The sequence below is a fragment of the Elongatibacter sediminis genome (assembly GCF_037892215.1).
In the GTDB taxonomy this organism is placed as follows: domain Bacteria; phylum Pseudomonadota; class Gammaproteobacteria; order Xanthomonadales; family SZUA-36; genus Elongatibacter; species Elongatibacter sediminis.
The window spans coordinates 1-23,098 of record NZ_JAZHOG010000009.1 but is presented as its reverse complement, the minus strand read 5'-3'; the positions used below and the strand labels follow the sequence as shown (position 1 = coordinate 23,098).

General features: G+C 61.2%; 16 protein-coding genes. 14 read left to right on the top strand and 2 right to left on the bottom strand.

Annotated elements, in window-relative coordinates:
* The first annotated feature begins 50 nt into the window (after window positions 1-50).
* The 14 genes from V3330_RS13485 to V3330_RS13420 all read left to right on the top strand — a co-directional run bounded on the left by V3330_RS13485 (window position 51) and on the right by V3330_RS13420 (window position 21,607).
* Window positions 51-941, top strand: a complete 891-nt coding sequence (locus tag V3330_RS13485; RefSeq protein ID WP_354695958.1) for an RNA polymerase sigma factor — start codon at window positions 51-53, stop codon at window positions 939-941.
* Window positions 938-3,859, top strand: a complete 2,922-nt coding sequence (locus tag V3330_RS13480; RefSeq protein WP_354695957.1) for a hypothetical protein — start codon at window positions 938-940, stop codon at window positions 3,857-3,859. Before V3330_RS13485 ends, V3330_RS13480 begins: the two co-directional genes overlap by 4 nt.
* A 466-nt stretch (window positions 3,860-4,325) precedes the next feature.
* Window positions 4,326-8,057 carry a hypothetical protein gene (locus V3330_RS13475; RefSeq protein ID WP_354695956.1) on the top strand — a complete coding sequence of 1,244 codons (3,732 nt, stop codon included), beginning with the start codon at window positions 4,326-4,328 and terminating at the stop codon, window positions 8,055-8,057.
* 231 nt (window positions 8,058-8,288) lie between these two features.
* Window positions 8,289-8,828, top strand: coding sequence for a hypothetical protein (locus tag V3330_RS13470; RefSeq protein WP_354695955.1), 540 nt, complete (start codon window positions 8,289-8,291; stop codon window positions 8,826-8,828).
* A gap of 295 nt (window positions 8,829-9,123) precedes the next feature.
* Window positions 9,124-10,065: a hypothetical protein gene (locus V3330_RS13465; RefSeq protein ID WP_354695954.1), complete on the top strand. Its 942-nt coding sequence runs from the start codon at window positions 9,124-9,126 to the stop codon at window positions 10,063-10,065.
* Window positions 10,066-10,132: 67 nt separating this feature from the next.
* The gene (locus V3330_RS13460) at window positions 10,133-11,695 is read left to right on the top strand and encodes a class I SAM-dependent DNA methyltransferase (RefSeq protein WP_354695953.1); all 1,563 of its coding nucleotides are present in this window, start codon (window positions 10,133-10,135) and stop codon (window positions 11,693-11,695) included.
* A complete protein-coding gene (locus V3330_RS13455; RefSeq protein ID WP_354695952.1) occupies window positions 11,685-12,992 on the top strand; it encodes a restriction endonuclease subunit S in 1,308 nt (435 codons plus the stop codon). The genes V3330_RS13460 and V3330_RS13455 overlap by 11 nt, the downstream gene beginning before the upstream one ends.
* On the top strand, window positions 12,992-14,140 hold the full coding sequence (locus V3330_RS13450; protein ID WP_354695951.1) for an abortive infection family protein: 1,149 nt from the start codon (window positions 12,992-12,994) through the stop codon (window positions 14,138-14,140). The genes V3330_RS13455 and V3330_RS13450 overlap by 1 nt, the downstream gene beginning before the upstream one ends.
* A 220-nt stretch (window positions 14,141-14,360) precedes the next feature.
* On the top strand, window positions 14,361-14,879 hold the full coding sequence (locus V3330_RS13445) for a KwaA family protein (RefSeq protein ID WP_354695950.1): 519 nt from the start codon (window positions 14,361-14,363) through the stop codon (window positions 14,877-14,879).
* A complete protein-coding gene (locus V3330_RS13440) occupies window positions 14,876-15,775 on the top strand; it encodes a Kiwa anti-phage protein KwaB-like domain-containing protein (RefSeq protein ID WP_354695949.1) in 900 nt (299 codons plus the stop codon). The genes V3330_RS13445 and V3330_RS13440 overlap by 4 nt, the downstream gene beginning before the upstream one ends.
* On the top strand, window positions 15,768-18,926 hold the full coding sequence (locus V3330_RS13435; protein ID WP_354695948.1) for a type I restriction endonuclease subunit R: 3,159 nt from the start codon (window positions 15,768-15,770) through the stop codon (window positions 18,924-18,926). Before V3330_RS13440 ends, V3330_RS13435 begins: the two co-directional genes overlap by 8 nt.
* A complete protein-coding gene (locus V3330_RS13430; protein WP_354695947.1) occupies window positions 18,923-19,507 on the top strand; it encodes a hypothetical protein in 585 nt (194 codons plus the stop codon). Before V3330_RS13435 ends, V3330_RS13430 begins: the two co-directional genes overlap by 4 nt.
* A gap of 65 nt (window positions 19,508-19,572) precedes the next feature.
* Window positions 19,573-20,568, top strand: a complete 996-nt coding sequence (locus tag V3330_RS13425; protein WP_354695946.1) for an HNH endonuclease — start codon at window positions 19,573-19,575, stop codon at window positions 20,566-20,568.
* 94 nt (window positions 20,569-20,662) lie between these two features.
* A complete protein-coding gene (locus V3330_RS13420; protein ID WP_354695945.1) occupies window positions 20,663-21,607 on the top strand; it encodes a hypothetical protein in 945 nt (314 codons plus the stop codon).
* 191 nt (window positions 21,608-21,798) lie between these two features.
* Here V3330_RS13420 and V3330_RS13415 read toward each other — a convergent pair whose 3' ends face one another.
* The gene (locus V3330_RS13415; RefSeq protein WP_354695944.1) at window positions 21,799-22,821 is read right to left on the bottom strand and encodes a hypothetical protein; all 1,023 of its coding nucleotides are present in this window, start codon (window positions 22,819-22,821) and stop codon (window positions 21,799-21,801) included.
* Window positions 22,818-23,018: a GIY-YIG domain-containing protein gene (locus V3330_RS19630; protein ID WP_494400659.1), complete on the bottom strand. Its 201-nt coding sequence runs from the start codon at window positions 23,016-23,018 to the stop codon at window positions 22,818-22,820. The genes V3330_RS13415 and V3330_RS19630 overlap by 4 nt, the downstream gene beginning before the upstream one ends.
* Between the last annotated feature and the right edge of the window lie 80 nt (window positions 23,019-23,098).

Genomic DNA, 23,098 nt, shown 5'->3' with positions numbered 1-23,098 from the left:
ATGGTGTAAGCATTAAGTAAGCAACCACGAAGGGACCGCAGCCGGACCCCATGAAGCCCGCGGCCGACACACCCTCGGCGAGCCCCCCGTCATCGGGGATCGTCGACCTCAAGGAACGCAACTGGCTACCCCGCCATGCACGCGGCGAGGCCGGCGCGTTCGACGAACTGCTGGCGGCCTATCGCACCCTGGTGCTGACCTTGCTGGTGCGCTGGGGCGTGCCGCCGCAGCACCGCGACGATGTGTTTCAGGACGTGTTCCTGAAAATCCACCTGGCCGCCGCCAGCTACCGCCCCGGCGAGCCGCTCAAACCCTGGTTGGTGAGCATCGTGCTCAACACGGTGCGCAACCACCGCCGTGACAGCGGCCGCCACCGCCACGCGATGAACCGCCTGGAGGCCGGCGCCATCGCACACACCGCCAGCGTCACTGGCGGCACCGGAACAACCGCGACCGCCGAGCGACAGGCCAGCCCGCCCGCGCGCTCACCACGCCGGTCGACATCCGGCCCTGCCGAGGCGGCCTCTGCCGATGCCGATCAATTCCGGCCCGCTTCTTCCGAGTCTGCGACTTCTGGCCCCGAACGACCGGGATCGTCCCTTTTCGATTCCGCACCGCTCCCGGCCCCGCTGCTGCCGCACGGCGAAGCAGCCGAAAGCCCTGAAGCCCGGGCCGAACGGCAGGCCACGGCCGCCTGGCTGGAACAACGCATCGGCGAGTTGCCGCGGCCGCAGCGCGACGTGCTGGTCTTCGCCACCGTCAAAGGCTTGCGTATGAAGGAGATCGCCGCCGCGCTGCAACTGCCCGAAAATACCGTCAAGACCCATCTCCGCCGCGCCCGCCTGGCCCTGGCCGAAGCCCTGGCCGAACGTGACCAGCCCACGACCGCCATCACCCCCGCCGCCGGCGAATCGGGCGGAGAGACCGGAGAGTCCGCATGAACGCCCCGCACACCCCCTGTGATCAACTCAAGGACCGGCTCGTCGAACACGGCCGCTTCGACCGCGACGCGCACCCCGAACTGGCGGCGCACGTCGACGGCTGCGCGGCCTGCCAGCGCCTGCTGTCGGCCTGGAATGCCGTGCCGGAACTGCTCGAAGAACTGCCCGAGCACACCCCGGACGAAGCACTGGTCGAACGGGTGCGCGAGACCGTGGCCGCACGCCCGGCGGATGCCGCCGATCCGGCCGCCCCGAATCCGGCGCGCCCGACGCGGCGCCGCTACCTGGCGCCGTCGCTGGCCACCGCCGCCATCCTGCTGGCCGCCGTCGGACTGTCGCGCGAACTGCTGCTGCGCGAGGCCCCCCGCGTGCCACTGCCGAGCGCCAGCCAGGAGCTCAATGGATTCTCCACGGCGGCTCGATCGCCCGCCAAATCCGACACTCCATCCGAGGTGCAATCGTCCGCACCGGAACTGGGCGATAACGTCGCGCGGAGTATCGCCACCGAAGGCGCAGTGTCGCGGCGCGCGGCCGCGGAGCAGGCCGCGGCCGACCGGTTCCAGGAACGCAAATTCGGCCATAACCAGGCGGCGTCCGACCGCCCTGCGCCAGTCATGGCAGGCCCCGAAGATGAGGCCGCGGAATCGTTTGCTTACCGGCCTTCCGAACTGGAGCAGGAGGCCAACACGATGATGAAACGCCAGCGGGCACCGCAAAAGCCCCCGGCGCCGAACAGCCCGCCCACCTACCACGACCTGCGGCCTGATCTGGAAGTCGCCCGCGAACAGCGCCAGGTGAAGGAGAAGGCGGTCGACGAGCCCATCGTGATGCGCGACAGCCCGGCGTCCATCGAGAGCGGCAGGTTCGAGGGCGATGTGGCGGCAGCGTCATCCGCGCCGCCGCCCGCGCCACCACCCGAGCCGCTGATGAGCGAGGAAAGCGTGACCGAAGCGGGCGCCTACGCACGCGATGACCGCAACCGGCACAAGAACGAGCGCGCCGGAGTGGCAGGCGCGGATCCGCGAACCGACCGCGATGGTCAGCTCGCCCCTGCCGAACCAGGGGCCGCAGCCCGTCCTCGGTCGAGCGACAAGGTGGACGACATCGCTGTAACCGGCGCACGGAGCAGCGCAGCGGAACCGACCACGGCGTCATCGACCGCAGCGCCAGCTCGGTTGGCAGAACAACAACGTGCCGTGTCACCGGAAGGAGACGACTCCGGCCTGGTCCGCGCCAACGTGTTTCCCGGCGAGGAGACCGCCGTGCGCAGCTTCGACTTCCTGAGCCATTACGACGTGACGGACGGACTGCGGTTCCAGCCGGCCACCGGCTACTGGGCCAACACCCACGTGCCCGGCGACCCGGCCATCCGTTTGCTCAATGCACGCCTGGCGCAGGTCGACCGGGCCGGCCTGCCCGGCGCCGATGAACTGGAGCGCGCGGTGCGCCCGGTGCTGCAACCCTTCGACGCCCCCGACAACCATGCGCTGTCGCTCAGCCTGATGAGCGACGCGCCCGGCATCCGCGTCGCCGCCGATGGCGCCGGTCAGGCCACCCGGCTGCGTCTGCAGGTGGGCCTGCAGGGCATCGAGCATCGTCGCGGCCAGCGCCCGGCGATGAACCTGGCGGTGCTGATCGACCTGCCGCCCAGCGCCGGCGATGCCGCCCGCATCGGCGCCCGTGCCCTCGTCGACGCACTGCTGGAAAGCCGCCAGGCCGGCGACCGTTTCGGCCTGGTGCTGACCGGCGCGGACGGCTCCGGGCTGGTCATCGAACCTGAAGCCTTCCACCACGGCCCGTTGCAACTGGCGCGCGACCACATCGCCGGCGCGGCCGCCTCTAACGCCGCCGACGCCCTGCCAGGGACCGAAGGCCCGCCGGGCACCCGCCGGCTGCCCGCGCTCGACCTGGCCACGGCCTACCAGCAGGCCGCCGACCTCGTCGAAGGGGATAGCAGCGCCGACGCCCCCCTGGGCACCCGCGCCATCGTGCTGATCACCGCCCGCGAACTGCCCGGCTTCGACGCCCTGGTGGCCACAGCCCACGACCTCGCCGAAGACGGCATCACCACCAGCGTGGTGCCGCTGGGCGCGGCGTCGGCGGCACAGTCCGAACAACTGGTACTGGCCGGCCTCGGCAGCCGCCGCGTGCTGGACGACCCGCCCGAAGCCAAACGCCTGGTGCAGGACGAACTGCACGCCGCCAGCCGCGCCGTCGCCCGCGCCGCGCGATTGTCCATCCGCCTGGCGCCCGGCGTGAAGCTGGTCGACGTGATCGGCTCGCACCGCCTCGACGCGCCACAGGCCCAACGCGTGCGCGACATCGAAAACGCCCTCGACCGCCGCCTGGCCGCCGAGCTGGGCATCCAGGCCGACCGCGGCGACGACGAGGACGGCATCCAGATCGTCATCCCCGCCATCCACGCCGGCGACAGTGCCACCGTGCTGCTGGACCTCGTGGCCGAGCAGCCCGGTCCGGTGGCCGAAGTCAGCCTGCGTTACAAAGACCTCGTCTACCGCCGCAACGGCGCGCTCAGCGCCACGCTCGACCTGCCGGCCGTGGAGGCGTCCGCCGGCCAGCCGGTGGAACGCGGCCCGGCCGAACGGACCGTGCTGAAAAACCTGCTGGCCTGGCACTTTTCCGAAGTAACCGAAGCCGCGGCCGATGCCGTGGGCCAAGGTCACTTCGCCCGCGCCGCCGCGCTGCTGCGCGACCTCGACGCCACCCTCGAGCAGGCCCGCCGCGACCTGCCGGCCTGGGCCGACGACCCGGACCTCGAAGCCGACCAGGCCCTGCTGCAGCGCTACATCGCCGTGCTGGAATCCCCGCAGGCGAGCGCCCGGCCGGACCTGGTGGCCGACTCCCTGCGCCTGGCCGCCTGGGCCAAACAGCACGGCCAGCCGGAAGACTGGCACTGACGAATCCACACGAGTGCCGCAGGCCTGTGCGGCCGTGTAGTGGGCGATGAGTGCGGCGATGCAAACCACGATCGACCGCGAACCGGTGCAATACCGCTCCGTACCCATCGTGGTCCTCCCCGCCATTCGCATTGCGGTAATCCCCGGGCCGGGGCCGTCGACCCATTGAGAGGAGCCCCGAAAAACGGCCATTGATCCCCGCTCTACGCAGTTCGCTGTCCCGCCCTGGAAAAACATGCCTGGCGCGAATTCCGGACAGCGCTTGCTGCAACCCAGGTGCTTCGGGTGGCGGCCCGCGATTCCGATTCGATGCCCTTTTGAAACTATCCCCGGCGAGCGGTGTAAGCCTTTAGTAAGCAAGGCAGACAAACCGCATGAACCCCAGCGACCGACACACGCGGAGATCCCGCCAGAACACCGCGCCTGATCGCTGCCGGTACACGACATGCGCCAAGGAGTCACTGAAATGACCGATTCACCCCGCCGCCCGCGTGGCTCGAACAGCCGCCCTTTTCCGTTCCCGACCCGCACGGCCGCAAGACCCTTCGCGCAGCCCCTGCTGCTGGCCCGCCTGCTGCTCACCGCACTGCTGCTTACCATGCTGTTGCTGGCCGTTCCGGCCCATGCCACCGAAGCCACCGTCCCGCCAGCGGGCGACACCGCCGGCGGCCAGGTCACGCTGCCACTGGACGACTACCAGCGCCTGCTGCAACTGGCCGCCACCCAGCCATTGCCCTCGCCGTCGAGCTACGCGGTCGGCCAGGCAGTACTGGACATCGTGTTCGTACGCCGCGATCAGCGCATCGCCGCCACCGTCACCGCCGACCTCCAGATCGAAACCTTCGCCGACGACTGGACCCTGGTGCCGGTACTCGGCCCCGGCGCCGCGCTGGGCGCCGCCACCGTCGACGGCCAGCCGGTGCAACTGGTGCAGCGCCCCGAAGGTCTGTTCTGGCTGGCCGAAGGCCGCAGCCGGGCCCGCCTGCGCCTCACCTACCATGCCGACGCCCGCGCCGGCGAGCGCGCCTGGGTGGCCAGCCTGCCGGTGCCGCCGGCCGCGGCCAGCCGTTTCACCCTGAAAGTGCCGGCAACCGGCATCGACCTCGCCGTCGCGCCCTCGGCCAACCTCGCACTCAGCGAACGCGGCGGCCACACCGTGGCCACCGGCACCCTGCCGACCAGCCCGGCGGTGATGATTTCCTGGCGCACCGCCATCGAACGCCCCTACGTGCTCAGCCGCGCCGAGTATCGCGGCGAATGGCAGCCGGCCCTGATGCGGCCGATCAGCGGTGGAACCGGATCGGGTTCCGGTGCCAGATCGGCGGGCGGGTCGGGCACGGGCGGCGCCAGCGGCATCAGCCACGGCAGCAACAGCGGCACCACCAGCGGCGCCATCACCTGGCAGGCCGACATCGATGCCGAGGTGCTGATCGACGGCGAAGTCACCGTGCCGCTGGTCGCGGCCGCCACCACCCTGATCGGCGTGGACGTCGACGGCGCCCCGGCCTCGGTGTTCGACGACCGTTTCGACGGCCAGCACCGCTTTGCCGTGCGCATTGCCGGCGCCGGCCGCCATCGCATTACGCTGCGTTTCCTCAGCGCCGTCATCGCCCCTGACGGCGTGCCCACCAGCGGCTTCGACATCCCCGACGTGCCGGTGTCGCGCTTTGAACTCAGCCTGCCCGGCGACAAGGTGGTGCAGGCGCTGGCCAGCACCGCGGCGGGCGCCATCGCCACCCCGCCCACCGGCCATCCCGAACTTATCCGCCCGGGCGGCACGCCGCCGGACATGGGCCTGCCGATTGAGCCGGCACCCGGCCAGCGTATCGCCGCCAGCGTGGTCACCCGCCACGAGGATGGCGTCACCCACGCCACCTTCCACGTGCCGATGAGCCGGCGCCTGGCGCTGAGCTGGATGGAAGCCATCCCGGCCGACGTGGACGTCGAGCGCCGCGCCAACGCGGTGGTCTACCAGGCCCTGCACGCCGCCGAGGGCGTGCTGTACGGCCAGGCCGCCATCCGCTACGAAATCACCCGTGGCGCGACGCGCGAACTGGCCTTCACGCTGCCGGCGGCGGCCCAGGTGAACCGGGTGACCACGGCCAGCGACGCGATCGCCGACTGGATCGTGGAACCCGTCGAACAGGAATCCGCAAGTTCCGGCCAGAACCGTATCCGGGTGTTCCTCAACCGCGACGTCAGCGGTGAGTTCGTGCTCGACGTGACCTACGAGCAGTTGCTGGAAGACCGCGCAAGGACCGCGCCGCAGGCCGCCAGCGAGGAGCCGGCAACGCCGCCCGGCGCGACCCCCGGCGCCCCACCCGCATCACCCCCTATCACCGCTCCGTTGCTGCGCGCGCTGGGCGTGACCCGCCAGAAAGGCATGATCGCCCTGCTGGCGAACACCGATCTGGCGCTGGCCCCGGCCGCGCACCCGGACATGTCGGAAGTGGGCGAGAACCAGCTCCCGGGGTTCTTCCGCAACCGCCTGGCGCAGACCGTTTCGCACACCTTCAAATACCACAGCGACCGGGCCCGGCTCAGCGTCGCGACGGTCACCCCCGAGCGCCGCCAGGGCAAGTTCAACGCCCAGGTCGACACCCTGGTCTCCATTGGCGAGGTCACCCTCAAGGGCCAGGTGGCCATCGACAACGACGTGAAATCCGGCGTGCTGCGCGAACTGCGCCTGTGGCTGCCGGCCGACCTCAACATCCTGGGCGTGAGCGGTCCGTCGATCCGCAACCACGCGGTGACGCAGGACAACGGCCGCCAGGCCGTCGACATCGAATTCACCCGCGAGATGGACGGCCGCTTCCGCATCGAACTGAACTACGAGCGCATCCTGATCGACGGCGCCGCCGAGGCCGACACCGCCCCGGTGGCCGTGCCGCGCGTGGACGTGGAGGGCGCCGACGTGGTGCAGGGCCGCATCGCCATCGAAGCCCTGGCCGCGCTGGAAGTGCAGCCGGCCACCACCACCCAGCTCTCCACCCTGGACATCGCCGAACTGCCGCGCCAACTGGTGCTGAAAACCACCAACCCCATCCTGCTGGCCTACCGCTACGTGCGCACCGACACCCCCATCGACCTGCGGCTGCGCATCACCCGCCACCGCGAGATCGACGTGCAGGTGGCCGCCATCGACAGCGCCCACTACCAGACCCTGTACACCGCCGACGGCCTGGCCGTGACCCGGGTGCGCTTCGAAGTGCGCAACGCCCGCCGCCAGTTCCTGCGCCTGGCCCTGCCGCCCGGCTCGGAAGTGTGGTCGGTATTCGTCAACGGCGAAGCCGAAAAGCCGGCCTACGCCAGGGATTCCGGCGCCGCACCGGGCACGCATCCCGGCATGCCGGCCAGCCCTGACATGCCAGCGAGCGAGAGAGATGTGACCCGCGGCAAGACCAACGTCACGCAACGGCCCAACGGCGACGCCTCCACCGACGTGCTGATTCGCATGATCAACTCATCCACCCCCTTCCCGGTGGAACTGGTCTACGCCACCCGCGGCGAGGGCATGCACGCCTTCGGCGCGCTGGAAGGCCGCCTGCCGCGCCCGGACATGATCGTCACCCGCACCAGTTGGGACGTGTACGTGCCGGCCGACCCGCGCTACGCGGCACCGAAGACCAACATGGACCTGATCACCGCCGGCGTCGCCGCCACCCTGCGCGACGCCTCGGCCGAACTGCTGCGCGGCGCCGTTGACGGCGCCCTGAAAAGCGTCATCACCGGCGAGCCCCTGCACATCGAACTGCCCACCCAGGGCATCCGCTACCGCTTCGCCAAGCTCTACGCCAACCAGTCCCCCGAGGACGCCCGCTTCCGCCTGCGCTACGTGCACCCCACCGCCGGCTTCGCCGGCCTGTGGCTCAGCCTGCTGGCCACCCTCGCCATCTGGGCCGGCATCGCCCTGCTGTGGGTCCGCAACGCGATGCGGGCTGAGTGCGATAGCTCGGGCCAGAGATTGGACCACGGCTCGGGCCAGAGTTTGGGCCAGAGTGACAACGCGGAACGGCTCTCCGCCCTGAGCTCGAACAGCCCGGCCGCCACCCCCTGGCTCCTGCTCACGGCCGGCGCCATCGCGCTCACGGTATCGCTGACCACCTTGAGCGCCAGCACCCTGCCGCCCTCGATTCTGTCGCTAGCCATCGGGCTCGGCCTGGTGGGCTGGACAAACTGGAGGAGAATACGCGCCTAGGCCACGATGCCCTCGCGAACGATGTCGTCATCGAGATCCCGGCTCGCCACGACATCGGCCAGCAGAAATAATTGGGGTCAGAGTAAAAATTTGATCTAAATTTTTACTCTGACCCCAATTATTGGCCGGGGAATTGGCGCAAATGGCGCAGTGGCTGAGAATCCCGGCCGCGAATGGAAACTTCCGCTCCCAGGGATTACCCTGAACCCCAGACACCCAGGCGAAATCACCATGCCGCTGATCCGCACCTACAGACTGCGCCGCAAGAAACCGGACCGCCGCCAGCAACTGACCCTCCTGAGCGCCGTCCTGCTCACTGCGGCCCTGCTGGCCGGCACCTGGTACGTCGCCAACGAGCGCGCCCCCACACCGCACGACCCGGCCGAAGCCACCTGGACCACCCTCAAACCCGGCTCGACATCATCCCAAACGACGCCAACTACCAACCCGTCATCGCAGGCGCCGCCAACCACCAACCCATCATCGCAGGCACCGCCAACCACCAACCCGTCATTCCGGACGCCGCAAAGCGGCGATCCGGAATCCACCAGCCCATCACCCCGCACCACCCCCAACCCCGAAACCATCCTCCGCTGCCACGACCCCGAAATCGGCGACTTCTACACCAACGCCCCCACCTGCGCCGCCGCCGATCCACACAACCGCATCACCATCGCCGAGCCACTGGTGACCCACTCCGCGGAGAACACCTACAGCGGCCAGAACTACACCACCCCCGAGCAGGACGCCGGCAACAGCCGCTCGGACTAAACGACCAGCCGAGGATGATCAGAAGCAAAAGCCGCCCGGCAATCCAGTCCCGGCATAAGTGGCCTGTACACCCCGTTCCGTTCACCGTCGCCGATTCTGCCTGCTGTGCGTGTGGGTGTAGGCGCCTAGTAAATCCCTGATCAACTGCTGGTACTTCGTGTAGTGCTTCCCGGCCTCAGCCTGGAAGAACCCGACACTCGACTTGTTGCGCAATGTGACGTTGCTCAACTGATTTCGCCCGCAGGTGAGAGATATTGCTTCGAAGCCGCACTACCAATAGACTAGATAGAATGAATTGCGCCGCAAGGGAATGCGGCCAAAAGGGGTCATGCAAAACAATACAGCCGCGCTCGTGTTCGCCATCCTCATCACAGCCGCCCTGTTCGGCGGCACCTACTATGCAGGTGTCATCCGCCCGGCCAAGCCCGTGGCCGGCGAAAAAGCCACCAGCGCAGCCGTGCCCCCCAAAAACTCAAACCCAACAAATAAAGGCACCCCAACCCCCCTGAACAACCCGGCATCCCAAACGCCGCAATACCCCCAACACCCGTCATCCGGGACGCTGCAGTACACCCAATACCCGTCATCCGGGACCTCGCAGTACACACAACACCCGTCATCCCGGCCGCCGCAACACCCCCAATACCCATCATCCGGGACGTCGCAGTACACACAGCACCTGTCATCCCGGACGCCGCAACACCCCCAATACCCGTCATCCCGGACGCCGCGCAGCGGCGATCCGGGATCCACCCGGCCCAAACCCCAACCCGCAGCCCCCCGAACCCGCACCATCCTGCGCTGCCACGACCCGGAAATGGGCGAGTACTACACCAACGCCGCCACCTGCGAAGGCGCCGACCTCGCCAACCGCATGTCCTACGCCCAGCCTGTCCCCATCAATCCGGGCCAGGCGCAGTACGGCAACGCCGCGTACCAGAGCCCACAGAACCAGGCGGGCAACAGCCGCTCAAACCGACAGCTCGCCCAGTCGAAGCCCCCAGAAAAACCCAACCTCCGTCTGACAGGCAAACCACCACCTCCCGGCCTGCCCGCTGAATGCAAGTTCCCGGTGGGCAAGGCTTTGGAAATAGAGCGTGACTTGGCGGCGGCGGATGTTCCATACGAGAGCACTTGGCGGAAAAGTTACTGCCGATTCCGGCGTGAAGCTATTGAAGATGGCTGCCCGGTCAGCGATCAAGATTTCTACTACCCAATGCGGCAAATGTGCCGATAACTCCGGTTTCCGGAACGTTGGCTAAAATGACCGGCCAACTTTGATGAACAGCGAGCCAATAATCGAGATGCCCAGAAAGAAGAAAGCCATAGCTAAGAAGTCGTCCAGCACCGGCACCATCGGATTCGAAGCAAAACTGTGGGCAGCAGCCGATGCGCTTCGGAACAACATGGACGCAGCCGAGTACAAGCATGTTGTTCTCGGTCTGATCTTCCTCAAATACATTTCGGACGCCTTTGAAGCCAAGCACGCCGAACTTGACGCGCAGCGTGCAGAGGGTGCAGACCCCGAGGATCCCGACGAGTATCGAGCCGTCAGCATCTTCTGGGTGCCGAAGGAAGCACGTTGGGCGCACCTCAAAGCTAATGCCCCGCAGCCGACGATCGGTAAAATCGTGGATGAAGCGATGGCCGCCATCGAAGGGGACAACCCGTCGCTGAAAGGCGTATTGCCAAAGGAGTACGCCCGTCCGGGCCTCGACAAGGAGCGCCTGGGGCAACTCATCAACCTGGTCAGCGACATCGCGCTAGGCGATCCCGCCGAACGCGCCAAGGACACGCTGGGTCGAGTCTACGAATATTTTCTCTCACAGTTCGCCAGCGCAGAGGGCAAGAAAGGCGGGCAGTTCTACACACCAACCCACGTCGTGCGCGTCCTGGTGGAGATGCTGGCACCTTACAAAGGCCGTGTTTACGACCCGTGCTGCGGATCGGGCGGCATGTTCGTGCAGAGCGAGCGGTTTATCGAAGCCCACTCGGGGCGCTTGGGTGACATCTCAATCTTTGGTCAGGAGTCCAACTACACCACTTGGCGCCTGGCGAAAATGAATCTTGCGATTCGAGGGATTGACGCACAAATCGCGCATGGCGACACCTTTCATAACGATCTGCACCCGGACCTGAAAGCCGACTACGTCCTAGCCAACCCGCCGTTCAATAGCAGTGACTGGCGCGGTGAGCTGCTGAAGGACGACAAGCGCTGGGCCTACGGCACCCCGCCAGCGGGAAATGCCAACTTCGCTTGGGTACAGCACTTCCTTCACCACCTGGCGCCCAACGGCATTGCCGGGTTCGTGCTCGCCAACGGATCAATGTCGTCCAACCAGTCCGGTGAGGGTGAGATCCGCAAGACCATCATCGAGGCAGACCTTGTGGACTGCATGGTCGCTCTGCCCGGCCAGCTCTTCTACTCGACGCAAATCCCCGTCTGCCTTTGGTTCCTCGCGCGTGAGAAGAAGAATGGTCGCTTCCGTGATCGCCGCGGCGAGACGCTTTTCCTTGACGCCCGCAAGCTCGGCACTATGGTGGACCGCACGCATCGCGAGCTGACTGAGGAGGACATCCAGAGGATTACCGGCACCTATCACGCCTGGCGAGGCGACAAAGGCGTGGGCGCGTACGAGGACATACCCGGGTACTGCAAGAGCGCGCCGCTGGGGGACATCCGCGAGCATGGGCACGTGCTCACGCCGGGCCGCTACGTCGGCGCCGAGGAAGTCGAGGACGACAGCGAGCCGTTCGAGGAGAAAATGCAGCGGCTCATCACTACATTGCGCGCGCAGCAGAACGAGGCAGCAAAGCTGGATGCCGCCATAGCCGCCAACCTTAAGGAGCTTGGGTATGCCCGCTGACTGGCACCGCCATGAGGTGAGCGAGCTTATTAGCGAAGGAAAGCTCATCGTCGGCGATGGGTACAGGGCCAAGATCAGCGAATTGGCTCGTGACGGTTTGCCATTCGCTCGTGCTGGCAATATCAACGATGGATTCCAGTTTTTGAGTGGCGACTGCTTTCCAGCTGAAGAATTGCCTCGTGTCGGCAACAAGGTGAGCCAGCCTGGCGATGTAGTTTTCACCTCCAAAGGCACCGTCGGCCGTTTCGCATTTGTTCGTCCGGAAACCCCCCGCTTCGTCTACTCACCACAGCTGTGCTTTTGGCGATCATGTGATAAAGAGTTGATCCATTCTCGCTTCCTCTATTACTGGATGTTTGGCCGCGAGTTTTTTGTCCAGTTCAAAGGCGTTGCAGGGCAGACTGACATGGCGGAATACGTCAGCCTTACTGACCAGCGGCGAATGCACATTACTTTGCCAAGCCCTGCCGAACAACGCGCCATCGCCCGCATCCTCGGCACGTTGGACGACAAGATCGAGCTGAACCGGCGGATGAGCGAGACCTTGGAGGCGATGACGCGGGCGCTCTTCAAGTCGTGGTTCGTGAGCTTCGACCCCGTCCGCGCCAAAGCCGAAGGCCGTGACCCCGGTCTCCCCAAACCCCTTGCCAACCTCTTCCCCGACTCCTTCGAGGACTCGGAGCTGGGCAGGATTCCGAAAGGGTGGGAGGTGAAGCCTCTCGATGAGATCGCGCACTTTCAAAACGGTCTTGCCCTGCAGAAGTACCGCCCCAGGGTGGGAGAGGCACGGCTGCCGGTCGTCAAGATTGCTCAGTTGCGAAGTGGTCAAGCGGACAGTGGAGAATGGGCGACAGCAAAACTGAAACCTGAGTGCGTGATCGACGATGGCGACATTGTCTTTTCGTGGTCTGGAAGCCTTCTCGTCAGGATCTGGTGCGGCGGTCGCGCTGCTTTGAACCAGCACCTTTTCAAGGTCACGTCTGAGGATTACCCGCGGTGGTTCTACCTGGACGCGATTCTGTTCCATTTGCCTGAGTTTCAGCGGATAGCGGCCGGCAAAGCCACGACGATGGGACATATTCAGCGCCACCACCTAACGAGCGCATTGTGCGTCGTACCTGGCGACGACCTACTAGTTGCTGCGAGCCCATTGTTCTCTGGATTGGTGGATCGAACTGTTGCAAACGATGTGCAGTGCCGCACACTCGTCTCCCTCCGCGATGCCCTACTCCCCAAGCTCATCTCGGGCGAGCTGCGCATCGAGGACGCGGGGCGGTTCCTCTCCGGGGTTGAGTGATGGCTGAGCTCGACGAACTCACCCCGAACTACCGACGCGCCCAGCGAAGGTGGCCGGACGCGCCAAGCCTTGCGCAACACTATAACGCGCTAGCCAGCTGCTTTGTAGGAGGGGGGTTCGGTCTAGTCGAGCACGTGAAGTCGTTCCTCGAGAGTGTCTGCGTAACGATTATGGGGGAGCTGCGAGAGCCAATGCCCTCTTCGGCGCCCTCAACGACTGAACTACTCGTCGCGGCGCTCGGCCCGCTGGGACTGCGGAACACAAAGGGTTCGAGCAAACTCGACAAGGTTTTATCTGGCTTTAACCGACTGGCAGACGCGTTAGCCGATATGCGAAATGAGACCGGACCCGTCGCGCACGGGAAGGATGGCTTTCTCGACGCTGTGAGGACGGACCACGCGCGGGCATTCCTCGCGGTGGGTGATGCAATCGTGGGTCTCTTGCTCAATGCGCTCGAGGGACGGGAACCGGATCTCAGCGCGACCCGGGAGCCCTACGAGAGCTTTCCACACTTGAACGAACGGATCGACCGAGCTGTGAGCGTGGTGGCGAGGGTGGATGAGGACGGAGATCGGGCCGTCGTAGTGTTCTCTGTCGCGATGGGACCGCGCGGGGAGGTGATCGAACTTCGGGTGGAGCCCAGCCGTCTTCTTTATGGAATCGATCGGGAGGCATACATCGAAGTTCTTAAGAGTGCCGATCTCGCAGCTTCCGAAGCGGAGGATGAAGACGAGATATCCGACATCGAGTCTACCCAAGCAACAAAGATCGTGGAGATCCCCTGGGTCACTACGGAACCCGGACCGCAGGTGGTGTTCGTTTCTAAGTACACGGGCCGACTAGAGCTACACCGAGAAGGCCTGGTTGATTTTCTTAAAGGAGAGAAGGTTTCGCCCCGGCAGGAGGATTCTGATGGGAATTTTCTGGTCGACTCACTGCTTGCGACTATCGACCAAAATGCCGGCCTTGACTGGACGGAGAGGGCGCGGATTCAGGCGCGTCTTAAGGTGGCCTGCAAACGGGCCTTTGTACATTTTGGATTGGATGCTCCCCAGGCAGACGAGATCGCCGGTCGCCTGATGGTGTGGCTTCGAGTACAAGCGGGAAGTCGATTAGCGGAAGCGGAAGTGCCAGCCGACGTTGCTTAGGTGACTACATGGTTACTCCCCATATTGATGAAGCGGTTCTCATAGCTCCAACGTGCGTTTGGCTCAACCTATCGTCCGCGAGCCAATACTTCGTTGTGCCGAATCACTCCATTGTTTGGCGCCTTTCTCAAGGACCTGAAGTGCAGTGTAAGTAAGAGGTGATGGCGTGACTACACGGGGTAAACCGCATCGGGAAGGGCTGAGGATTTCCAGGCTATTAATGGTGCTCAGCAGCATTTCGCCTCTATTCATCCTATGGGCCATCCGAGGTAATAGCCTAATTCCCGATCGCTGGTTCGCGACAGTTTGTCTCGCGATGGTCGTTCTCCCAAACCTTTTTCTTTGGATTCGCATAAGGATTGCTAAGAAACGATCTGACAAGCGCGAAATTGCAGTTGGACATGCGGAAGATCATCGAGATCATATTCTTGTTTATCTATTCGCCATGCTGCTTCCTTTCTACTCCGAGGCCATTGAAACCTGGCGAGACCTGGCAGCAACCGTGGGTGCATTGGCTTTCATCGTTTTCCTGTTCTGGCACCTCAATCTGCACTACATGAATCTATTTTTTGCTGCATTTAATTACCGCGTTTTCACCGTATATCCGCCGCTTGACAGCAACCCACTTTCGGGAAAATCACGCCATGCTGTGATCACTCGCCGCGTCAATTTCAGCTCGGGAGACCGAATCGTTGCTTATCGACTGAGCGATACCGTTTACTTGGAGGTCAGTGAATGAATCTCGAGTTTTCTGTTGAAGATGTGAAGGTTACGGAGTTTGGTGTCGGCATCGACGATGGCGATGGGCAGACGTTTTTTTCGATTCCAGTTGATCAAGACGTACAACAAGCACTGCTCGAGATGGTGCGATCAACTTGGGAAATGCTAGAGCGAGACGAAGAAGGCCCAACAAAATACGAACCCTCTGAAAAGCATGGCAGCACAGAGTATCTCTACCTCCCGATTATCGATGACTTGGCGGCTGCAGTTCGAGCCTTGCACGACGCAACAAATTTACAGATTGCTACATGCTATGACCCTTCTTCCATTTTTTGCTACTTCTGTCGGCTTACAGATGGCCAAGGCCGTCGCTTAACCGCTTTGCGGAGGGCAACTCAGTTCAAAGGCGTGCTCAAAAAGCGGCTGCTCCGAATGTTGGACGATACGATGAAGATTGTGGGAGACACAGTTTTCAAGCTGGACAACGATTTTGATTTACTCATTGATTCTGAAATCGTTCACATCCTTCGACCGAGCGGATTCGAGTTTGCAGGGAAGCTCCAGCAGGCCATATTGGAGGCGGTGCCAGAGAATATTAAGGCAATTCGTCAGGATCTCCCCTTCGTCGATTTTGACAACATTGAAGCGTATGCAGTGAAGCGCCCCCGAGCGGCCCGCTACTTGGCATCCGTACGTGGGCAATCTGAAACGAAGAATATCGATAAGGCTCGATTGGCAAATCTATGTAGAAAAACTGGAGTGGAGGTCCAGGAATCGGGCGGAAAACTGTCGGTAGGCGATGGCCACGAAATGGGCTTCTTAGAGGTTTTGGACCGACGTCGGTATGAGGTGACTCTTGTAGCAGAAGCGCCAGAACAATACCGTGCGGCCAGTCGAACCAAGATCCGTGGCTAACTCGTTTACTGAGAGCATTGTAGAGGATGCCACTTTAGCGTGGCTCCACGCGGCAGGCTTTGAAGTAAAACACGGTCCCGACATTGCCGCAGGCGCGCCTAGCTCAGAGAGATGCGACCCTAACTATCGAGACATATTGCTTGAGGGCCGCCTCCGGCAGGCGATTGAATTGCTCAATCCCACGATTCCGCCAGAGGCTTTGGACGATGCTTTCAAAAAAATTGTCCAGCTTACGGCGCCATCACTTATCGAGAGCAACCGCTTAGCTCACCGTATGTTGGTGGATGGTGTAACTGTGGAATACCGCCGGCCAGACGGAACGATCGCAGGCGACCAGGCGCGAATCATCGATTTCGACAACCCCGTCAACAACGACTGGTTAGCCGTCAATCAGTTCACAGTGTCGCAAGGGCAACACACCCGCCGACCAGATGTCGTGTTGTTTGTGAACGGGCTCCCGCTAGCGGTGATCGAGCTCAAGAATGCGGCGAGTGAGAATGCTACCGTCTGGTCCGCATGGCGGCAGTTGCAGACCTACCAAGCGCAGATACCTTCATTGTTTACCACCAATGCTGCGTTGGTCGTTTCTGATGGTGTTGAGGCACGCATCGGTGCGTTGGGCGCGGGTAAGGAATGGTTCAAGCCATGGCGCACGATTTCTGGCGAGGGTGACGCACCGACATCAATGTCTCAGCTCCAGGTCGTCCTTGAGGGGGCATTTCATAAGCGCCGTTTCCTCGATCTTATCCGCCATTTTATCGTCTTTGAGGATGAAGGCGGGGGCAAGGTGGTCAAAAAGATGGCGGGCTACCATCAGTTCCATGCGGTCAACGCAGCGGTCGAGGAAACACTTAGGGCAGCACGAATCGGCGCGAGCGGCCCGGTCGCGGATGAGGATGGGCGCTACGCCACTCGAAAGCGCGCGGGCGGCGAGCCTGGAGACCGCCGCGTGGGCGTGGTCTGGCACACACAGGGATCCGGTAAGAGCCTGAGCATGGCCTTCTACGCTGGCCGCGTGATTTTGCACCCCGCGATGGAAAACCCCACGTTGGTGGTTCTTACCGACCGCAATGACCTGGATGACCAGCTCTTTGGTACCTTTGCGCGCTGCCGAGATTTGCTGCGCCAGCCGCCGGTCCAGGCCGCTGACCGCTCAGATCTGCGAGATAAGTTGAAAGTCGCCTCCGGGGGCGTGGTGTTCACGACGATCCAAAAGTTCTTTCCCGAGGAAAAAGGCGATCAACACCCGATACTTTCGGAGCGGCGCAACATCGTTGTCATCGCCGATGAGGCCCATCGCAGCCAGTACGACTTTGTCGACGGATTTGCGCGCCACATGCGCGACGCCCTGCCCAATGCCTCCTTCATCGGCTTTACCGGCACTCCGATCGAAAAGACCGACGCGAATACGCGTGCCGTCTTTGGCGAATACATCAGTGTCTACGACATCCAACGTGCTGTAGCCGATCGTGCAACGGTGCCTATCTACTATGAGAGCCGACTGGCTCGCGTGGAACTGTCGGAACAAGAGAAGCCGCTTATCGATCCCGAATTTGAGGAAGCGACTGAAGGAGAGGAAGCGGATCGAAAAGACAAGCTGAAGAGCAAGTGGGCCCAGCTCGAGGCCGTTGTTGGCACCGAGAAGCGGTTAAAGTTGATTGCCCGTGACCTGGTGGAGCACTACGAAAAGCGCTGCGAGGCATTGGAAGGTAAAGCGATGGTGGTAGTGATGAGCCGTCGAATTGCCGTTGACCTCTACAAAGAAATTGCGTTACTTCGCCCTGAGTGGGCGAAGGACGATGATGAACTAGGCGCATTGAAAGTTGTGATGACCGGCTCCGCCTCTGACCCTCTGGAGTGGCAATCGCACATCCGCAACAAGCCTCGACGAGAGGAACTGGCCAAGCGGTTTCGAAAGCCGGACGATCCGTTTCGGATGGTCATCGTTCGGGACATGTGGCTGACGGGATTTGATGCGCCGAGCCTGCACACGATGTACATCGACAAGCCCATGCAGGGTCACGGTTTGATGCAGGCCATAGCTCGGGTGAATCGGGTATTCAAAGACAAGCCGGGCGGATTGGTTGTTGACTACCTGGGGCTCGCGGATCAACTAAAGAAGGCTCTGGCAACCTACACAGAGGCGGGCGGAAAGGGCTCGGCCGCATTCAACCAGGCTGAAGCGGTCGCGGTGATGCTGGAGAAACTGGAAATCTGCCGCGGCTTGTTCCACGGGTTCGATTGGCATCACTGGGCCGATGGCAATCCGCAAGAGCGACTCGCGGTACTCCCTGCAGCCCAGGAGCATGTTCTGACTCAGGAGGACGGAAAGTCTCGGCTGCTGCAACACGTGACTGAGTTGTCCAAGGCTTTCGCACTGTCCGTGCCGCATCCGGATGCTTTGGCGGTCCGCGACGAAGTGGCCTTCTACCAAGCCGTCCGTGCGGTACTTGCGAAGGGCACGCTGGGACAGAGAAGAACAGACGAAGAGCTCGAACACGCGATTCGGCAAATTGTTTCACGAGCGGTGGTTTCCGATGAAGTCGTGGATATCTTTGCCGCCGCCGGATTGCAGAAACCAGACATTTCCATCCTCTCCGATGAGTTTCTTGCTGAGGTGCGCGGTATGCCTCACCGAAACCTGGCCGTTGAGCTGCTTCAAAAGCTGCTCAAGGGCGAAATAAAGAATCGGCGTCAGCGCAACGTTGTCCAGGCACGCTCCTTCTCCGAGATGTTAGAGCAGTCCGTGCGCCGATATCAGAGTCGTGCAATAGAAACTGCGCAGGTCATCGAGGAACTTATCCAGCTAGCGAAGGATCTCCGTGCAGCAGCGCATCGCGGTGAAGAACTCGGACTGAGCGATGATGAGGTGGCGTTCTATGATGCGCTTGGTGTAAACGAGAGCGCGGTTGAAGTGCTAGGGGATGAGACTCTCAGAACCATCGCAAGAGAGTTAGTAGATACCGTCAGGAACAACATCACAATTGACTGGACTATTCGCGAAAGCGTCCGCGCACAATTGCGCGTGTACATCAAACGCATTCTCCGCAAGCACGGGTATCCACCTGACAAGCAAGAAAAGGCAACTCAGACGGTGTTGGAGCAGGCGGAGGTGCTGTCCGAGCAGTGGGTGGAGGGCGCGCAACCATGAAGATCGCAGTGCTTGGTTGGGGGTCATTGATATGGGATTCAAGAAACCTTGCAATTCAATCGCAGTGGCAATTGGACGGGCCCAAACTTCCAGTTGAGTTTGGACGTGTTTCAATGGGAGATCGGCTTACTTTGATCCTCGAAGAGGGGGCGAAAATCCTACAGGTACTGTGGGCGCTTTCATCAACAGCGACTATGGAGTTAGCGAAAGAAAACCTTAGAGAACGTGAAGGAACAGCATCGCGTTACATTCATTTCATTGCTGTCGATTCGAATTCTGAGCCACCGGCACTTGGCGTCGCAAAGACTGTGTGGGACTGGGCGTTGGTTAAGGGGCTCGATGGCGCTGTCTGGACAGGGTTGGGATCAAAGCGCCCTGAGGGCCACCAGGGGGAATGGGACTACGAAGCCCGTCTCAACTACCTGAGAGATCTCAAGGAAAATGGGAGATCTGGGGCGGCTGAAGAATACATTCGTGGAGCACCATCTCAAATTCGAACAACTTTGCGCTCGATGATTGAACAAGAGCTTGGCTGGAAACCACTAGCAGGCCCGAACTGCACAAAAGTTTCTGGTGATTAGATCTGTCGAAAGGTGTTGGTCAACAACCGGCAGATACTGAACCATACGTACTACGGTAAGTGTGAATGAACTACTGGTGGGTCAATCAAAACCAAACCTTTCAGCAAGAGACTGAAGGCGGTTACCTGTGGTCTCCAAAACGCAACGCCCACGGCGGCCGCAACCCCTTTTACGAATTCATGCGCGAAGTGGCGCCGGGCGACCTGGTGTTCTCATTCCAGGGCACCTACATTCGCGCCATAGGTGTTGCACGCTCCACCGCCTATGAGGCGCCCAAGCCGCGAGAGTTCGGAGCTGCGGGGCCGAACTGGAGTCACATTGGCTGGCGTGTGGATGTTCACTTCTATCCGCTGAGCCGGCAGATTCGGCCGGCCGATCATATGCATCTGCTACGACGCGTGTTGCCTGAACGCTACTCACCGTTGCAGGCATCGGGGCGCGGCAACCAGGGGGTTTACCTAACGGCGGTCAGGGACAATCTCGCGCGTGTCCTGGTCGAACTGATTGGCACGGAAGCCCACCATCTCGTTGCCTCGGTCCGGTCCGGACTGCTGGTGGAAAACGAGGCAGGCACGCGCGACGTGGCTGTCGGCCAGGTCGAGTGGGAAGAGCACTTGTCGGCCCAAATCCGTAACGATGAAAGCGTGCCTGAAACCGAACGCGAGGCCATCATCGTGGCGCGCCGGGGTCAGGGCAAGTTCAAAGAGGCGGTAATGCAGCAGGAGCGTCGCTGCCGCATTACCGGCGTGGACCGCATCGAGCACTTAAGGGCCAGTCACATCAAGCCCTGGCGCGATTGCGAGGATCATCGACAGCGGCTGGATGGCAGTAATGGACTACTTCTGACACCTTCCATTGATCACTTGTTTGATCGCGGATTTATCTCATTTGAGAACAACGGTGAGCTGTTGGTCTCACCTGTTGCGCATTCGCAATCGCTGCAGCGTATGGGTATTGACACAACACGAGTCGTTAATGTCGGTCAATTCGGTGATGATCAAAGGGCATACATGGAATTTCATCGGGATCAGGTGTTTCTGCAGGCGAAGGTTGCGCGATGACTAGTGCACGGATGGTGCGGGCTAGATTTGCCGGTCCTATCAAAAATCCAAGTGTGAGATTATGTGGCAACTAATACCCATTAGGAACAAGCATATGAAGGCACAACATCTGCTTAGCGCGATAATAATCAGTTTTCTCGCTTGCCAAGAAGTTTTGGCACAGGAACAAGCCTGTGATCCGTTGCCACTGCCAACTCGTCCCTTTGGCCCTCAAATTGTGAATACTTGGGCGTGGTATGACGATATGTATCAAGTAACAGCGTGGCGATACCCTTGTAGCCAGGAATTCAGCTACGTAGTTATGACCGTGGTGCCGCTTGATAAGGCCGATCCATTTGTTTGCTCTGCCCAAATCATTTTGACGCAGGGTGACACCAACCTGGATGATTCGCCGGAACTGACTGAGGATCCATACAACAGTCAACCGTCCTGGTGCCAAGCGCTTGTCCGACCAACCAGTTTTGCGTTAATACCCCGAACGGACGACTCCCCCATAGCATTTCAAGAGCGCTTTGTTGTGCATTGGGACACGGGCAGAGTAGACGAGCAATTCGAAATGTTTGCCTACGACCCGAATAAGTACACGATATTCGGAGATTCTTTATTTAGAATAAACGAAGGGTTAAACGATGCCTGGTATAACCCCTCAACAAGTGGCCAGGGGTTCTTCGTCAATGTATTTCCAGAAATCAGAATGATGTTTCTAGCTTGGTTTACTTTTGACACCGAACGGCCGCCGGCAAATGTTCAAGCGCATCTCGCAGATCCTGGGCACCGTTGGTTGACAGCCTTTGGACCGTATGATGGAAGTCAGGCCGTGCTCGACGTTGAGCTCACAAAAGGCGGAGTTTTTAATGCCCCCAATCCCAAGCCTAGCCAAAGTGCTGGGGGCACAATCACTGTGGAGTTTTCGAACTGTGAGTCCGGACAGATCTCATTCGATCTTCCTTCGATTGGTGAACAAGGCCAAGTTCCGATCCAAAGGTTGGCTCCTGATTTGGTGGGCTATTGCAAGACGCTCGATGGGGTAAGCGAATAGTTGGTTTTAGCTCACCCATTTGGGTGACGTTCCCGGGGAAACGCGAAATCTGTGCCAACTCTTTTGCGGAGTCACTTGTGTTTTGCACAGTTACGCATTTTGACTGGATTCGAATGGAAAGTAATGCCAGACGACTGCAGTTAATGGGGCCCTCCCTCGGCCATTGAGAATGGCCATGGCTGGACACCCGACTACCACTCACCCCGCCGCACCCGTGGATCGTGAAGAATAGCCCAGATGTATGAAGGTCCGCGCACCAAGTTATTGATTTCCCCTGGGCCTTCAATGGGAACGTGATTTAGAGCCTTGGCAAACTCGGATTGAGGCAAGTTGAAGTTGGTTCGATTGGTTTTCAATACGCGCCCCGATATCTCGAAAGTAAATGCTTTCCCGGTTTTGGTCTCAAAATACTGACCTTGGAGCTTTTGCAATCTGGCCCAGACAGTTTCGATGCTCGGTTTCACCGTCTCGCCGGCCCGCTTAATTGTAAGTCTTGATTCAAGAAATCTGGACAGATTGGACTTACGAGCCGGCGGAGTATTAGTAGTGGTTGTCGCTAGCAATTGCTCTTGTTCGCCAGAGATCATCGCGCGGGCACATTCATAATGCCAGTTCGTGCGGGTGCTCGTCTCGAATCGTCTTAGCTCGCATCCCGGAGCATGCGGTGGAGTTGCTGAGTTATAGAACACAATTTTTTTGCCGCCGTGTTCTGAGGCAGTCTTGGCGAACAGCGGGACGTAGTCCTTGCCCCCCAGGAAGTAAAGGTCTGCTGCGCTCTGAGTAGGCAGCATGCAAAAATCCTGATAGCGGTCAGATTTTCTGCGTCGCTTGTATGAAGCCGCCGCTGAACTGAAGGTGATGTCGTACTGGGGGGTGAGAAAATCAGCCGAAATCAAACCCCAGCCGGCGGACAAAATGAATGTGCTATGCAGGCCAAATTTTTCGACCAGCTCGGAGTAGACGGGGTTGCGGTAAAGTTCGTAGGCCTCAAGCAAGCCATACGGATTCCCTGTGTTCGTGGCGTTGTATTCGACCAATAGATCGCGCCAGGTTCGGCTGCCTTGCGCCGGGTCATCCGGACGCGCGTACAGTGTGTTTCGGTATGGCGGTGCCTGGAGGGGATCAGCCACAAAGATTGCTTGCTTGCCCGCCGCAGTTCGCATGAATCCCGCGTTCGGGTGTTTACTTGCCGCGCACTGAATCACAACCATCATTGCTTTAGTCCTGCATTCGCAACAAGTTGCTCCATTTGGTCGAGAAAACCGGGATCATGTCGCTCGTCAACGTGATTGGAGTTCCACAGTCCCGAATGTCGGACCCGGTTTCGATCGCAAAAATGGTCCAACCACCCGGCGGAAGGTTGATCCATTGAGTCGCGGTCATAGTTGCTAAGTGTACAGACCGGGGACATAGGTAACAGTTTGTTCGGGTACATGGGTAACACTTATTTTTGATGGCATTGTCGCGGTGATCGGAGAGCGCAATGCCTTG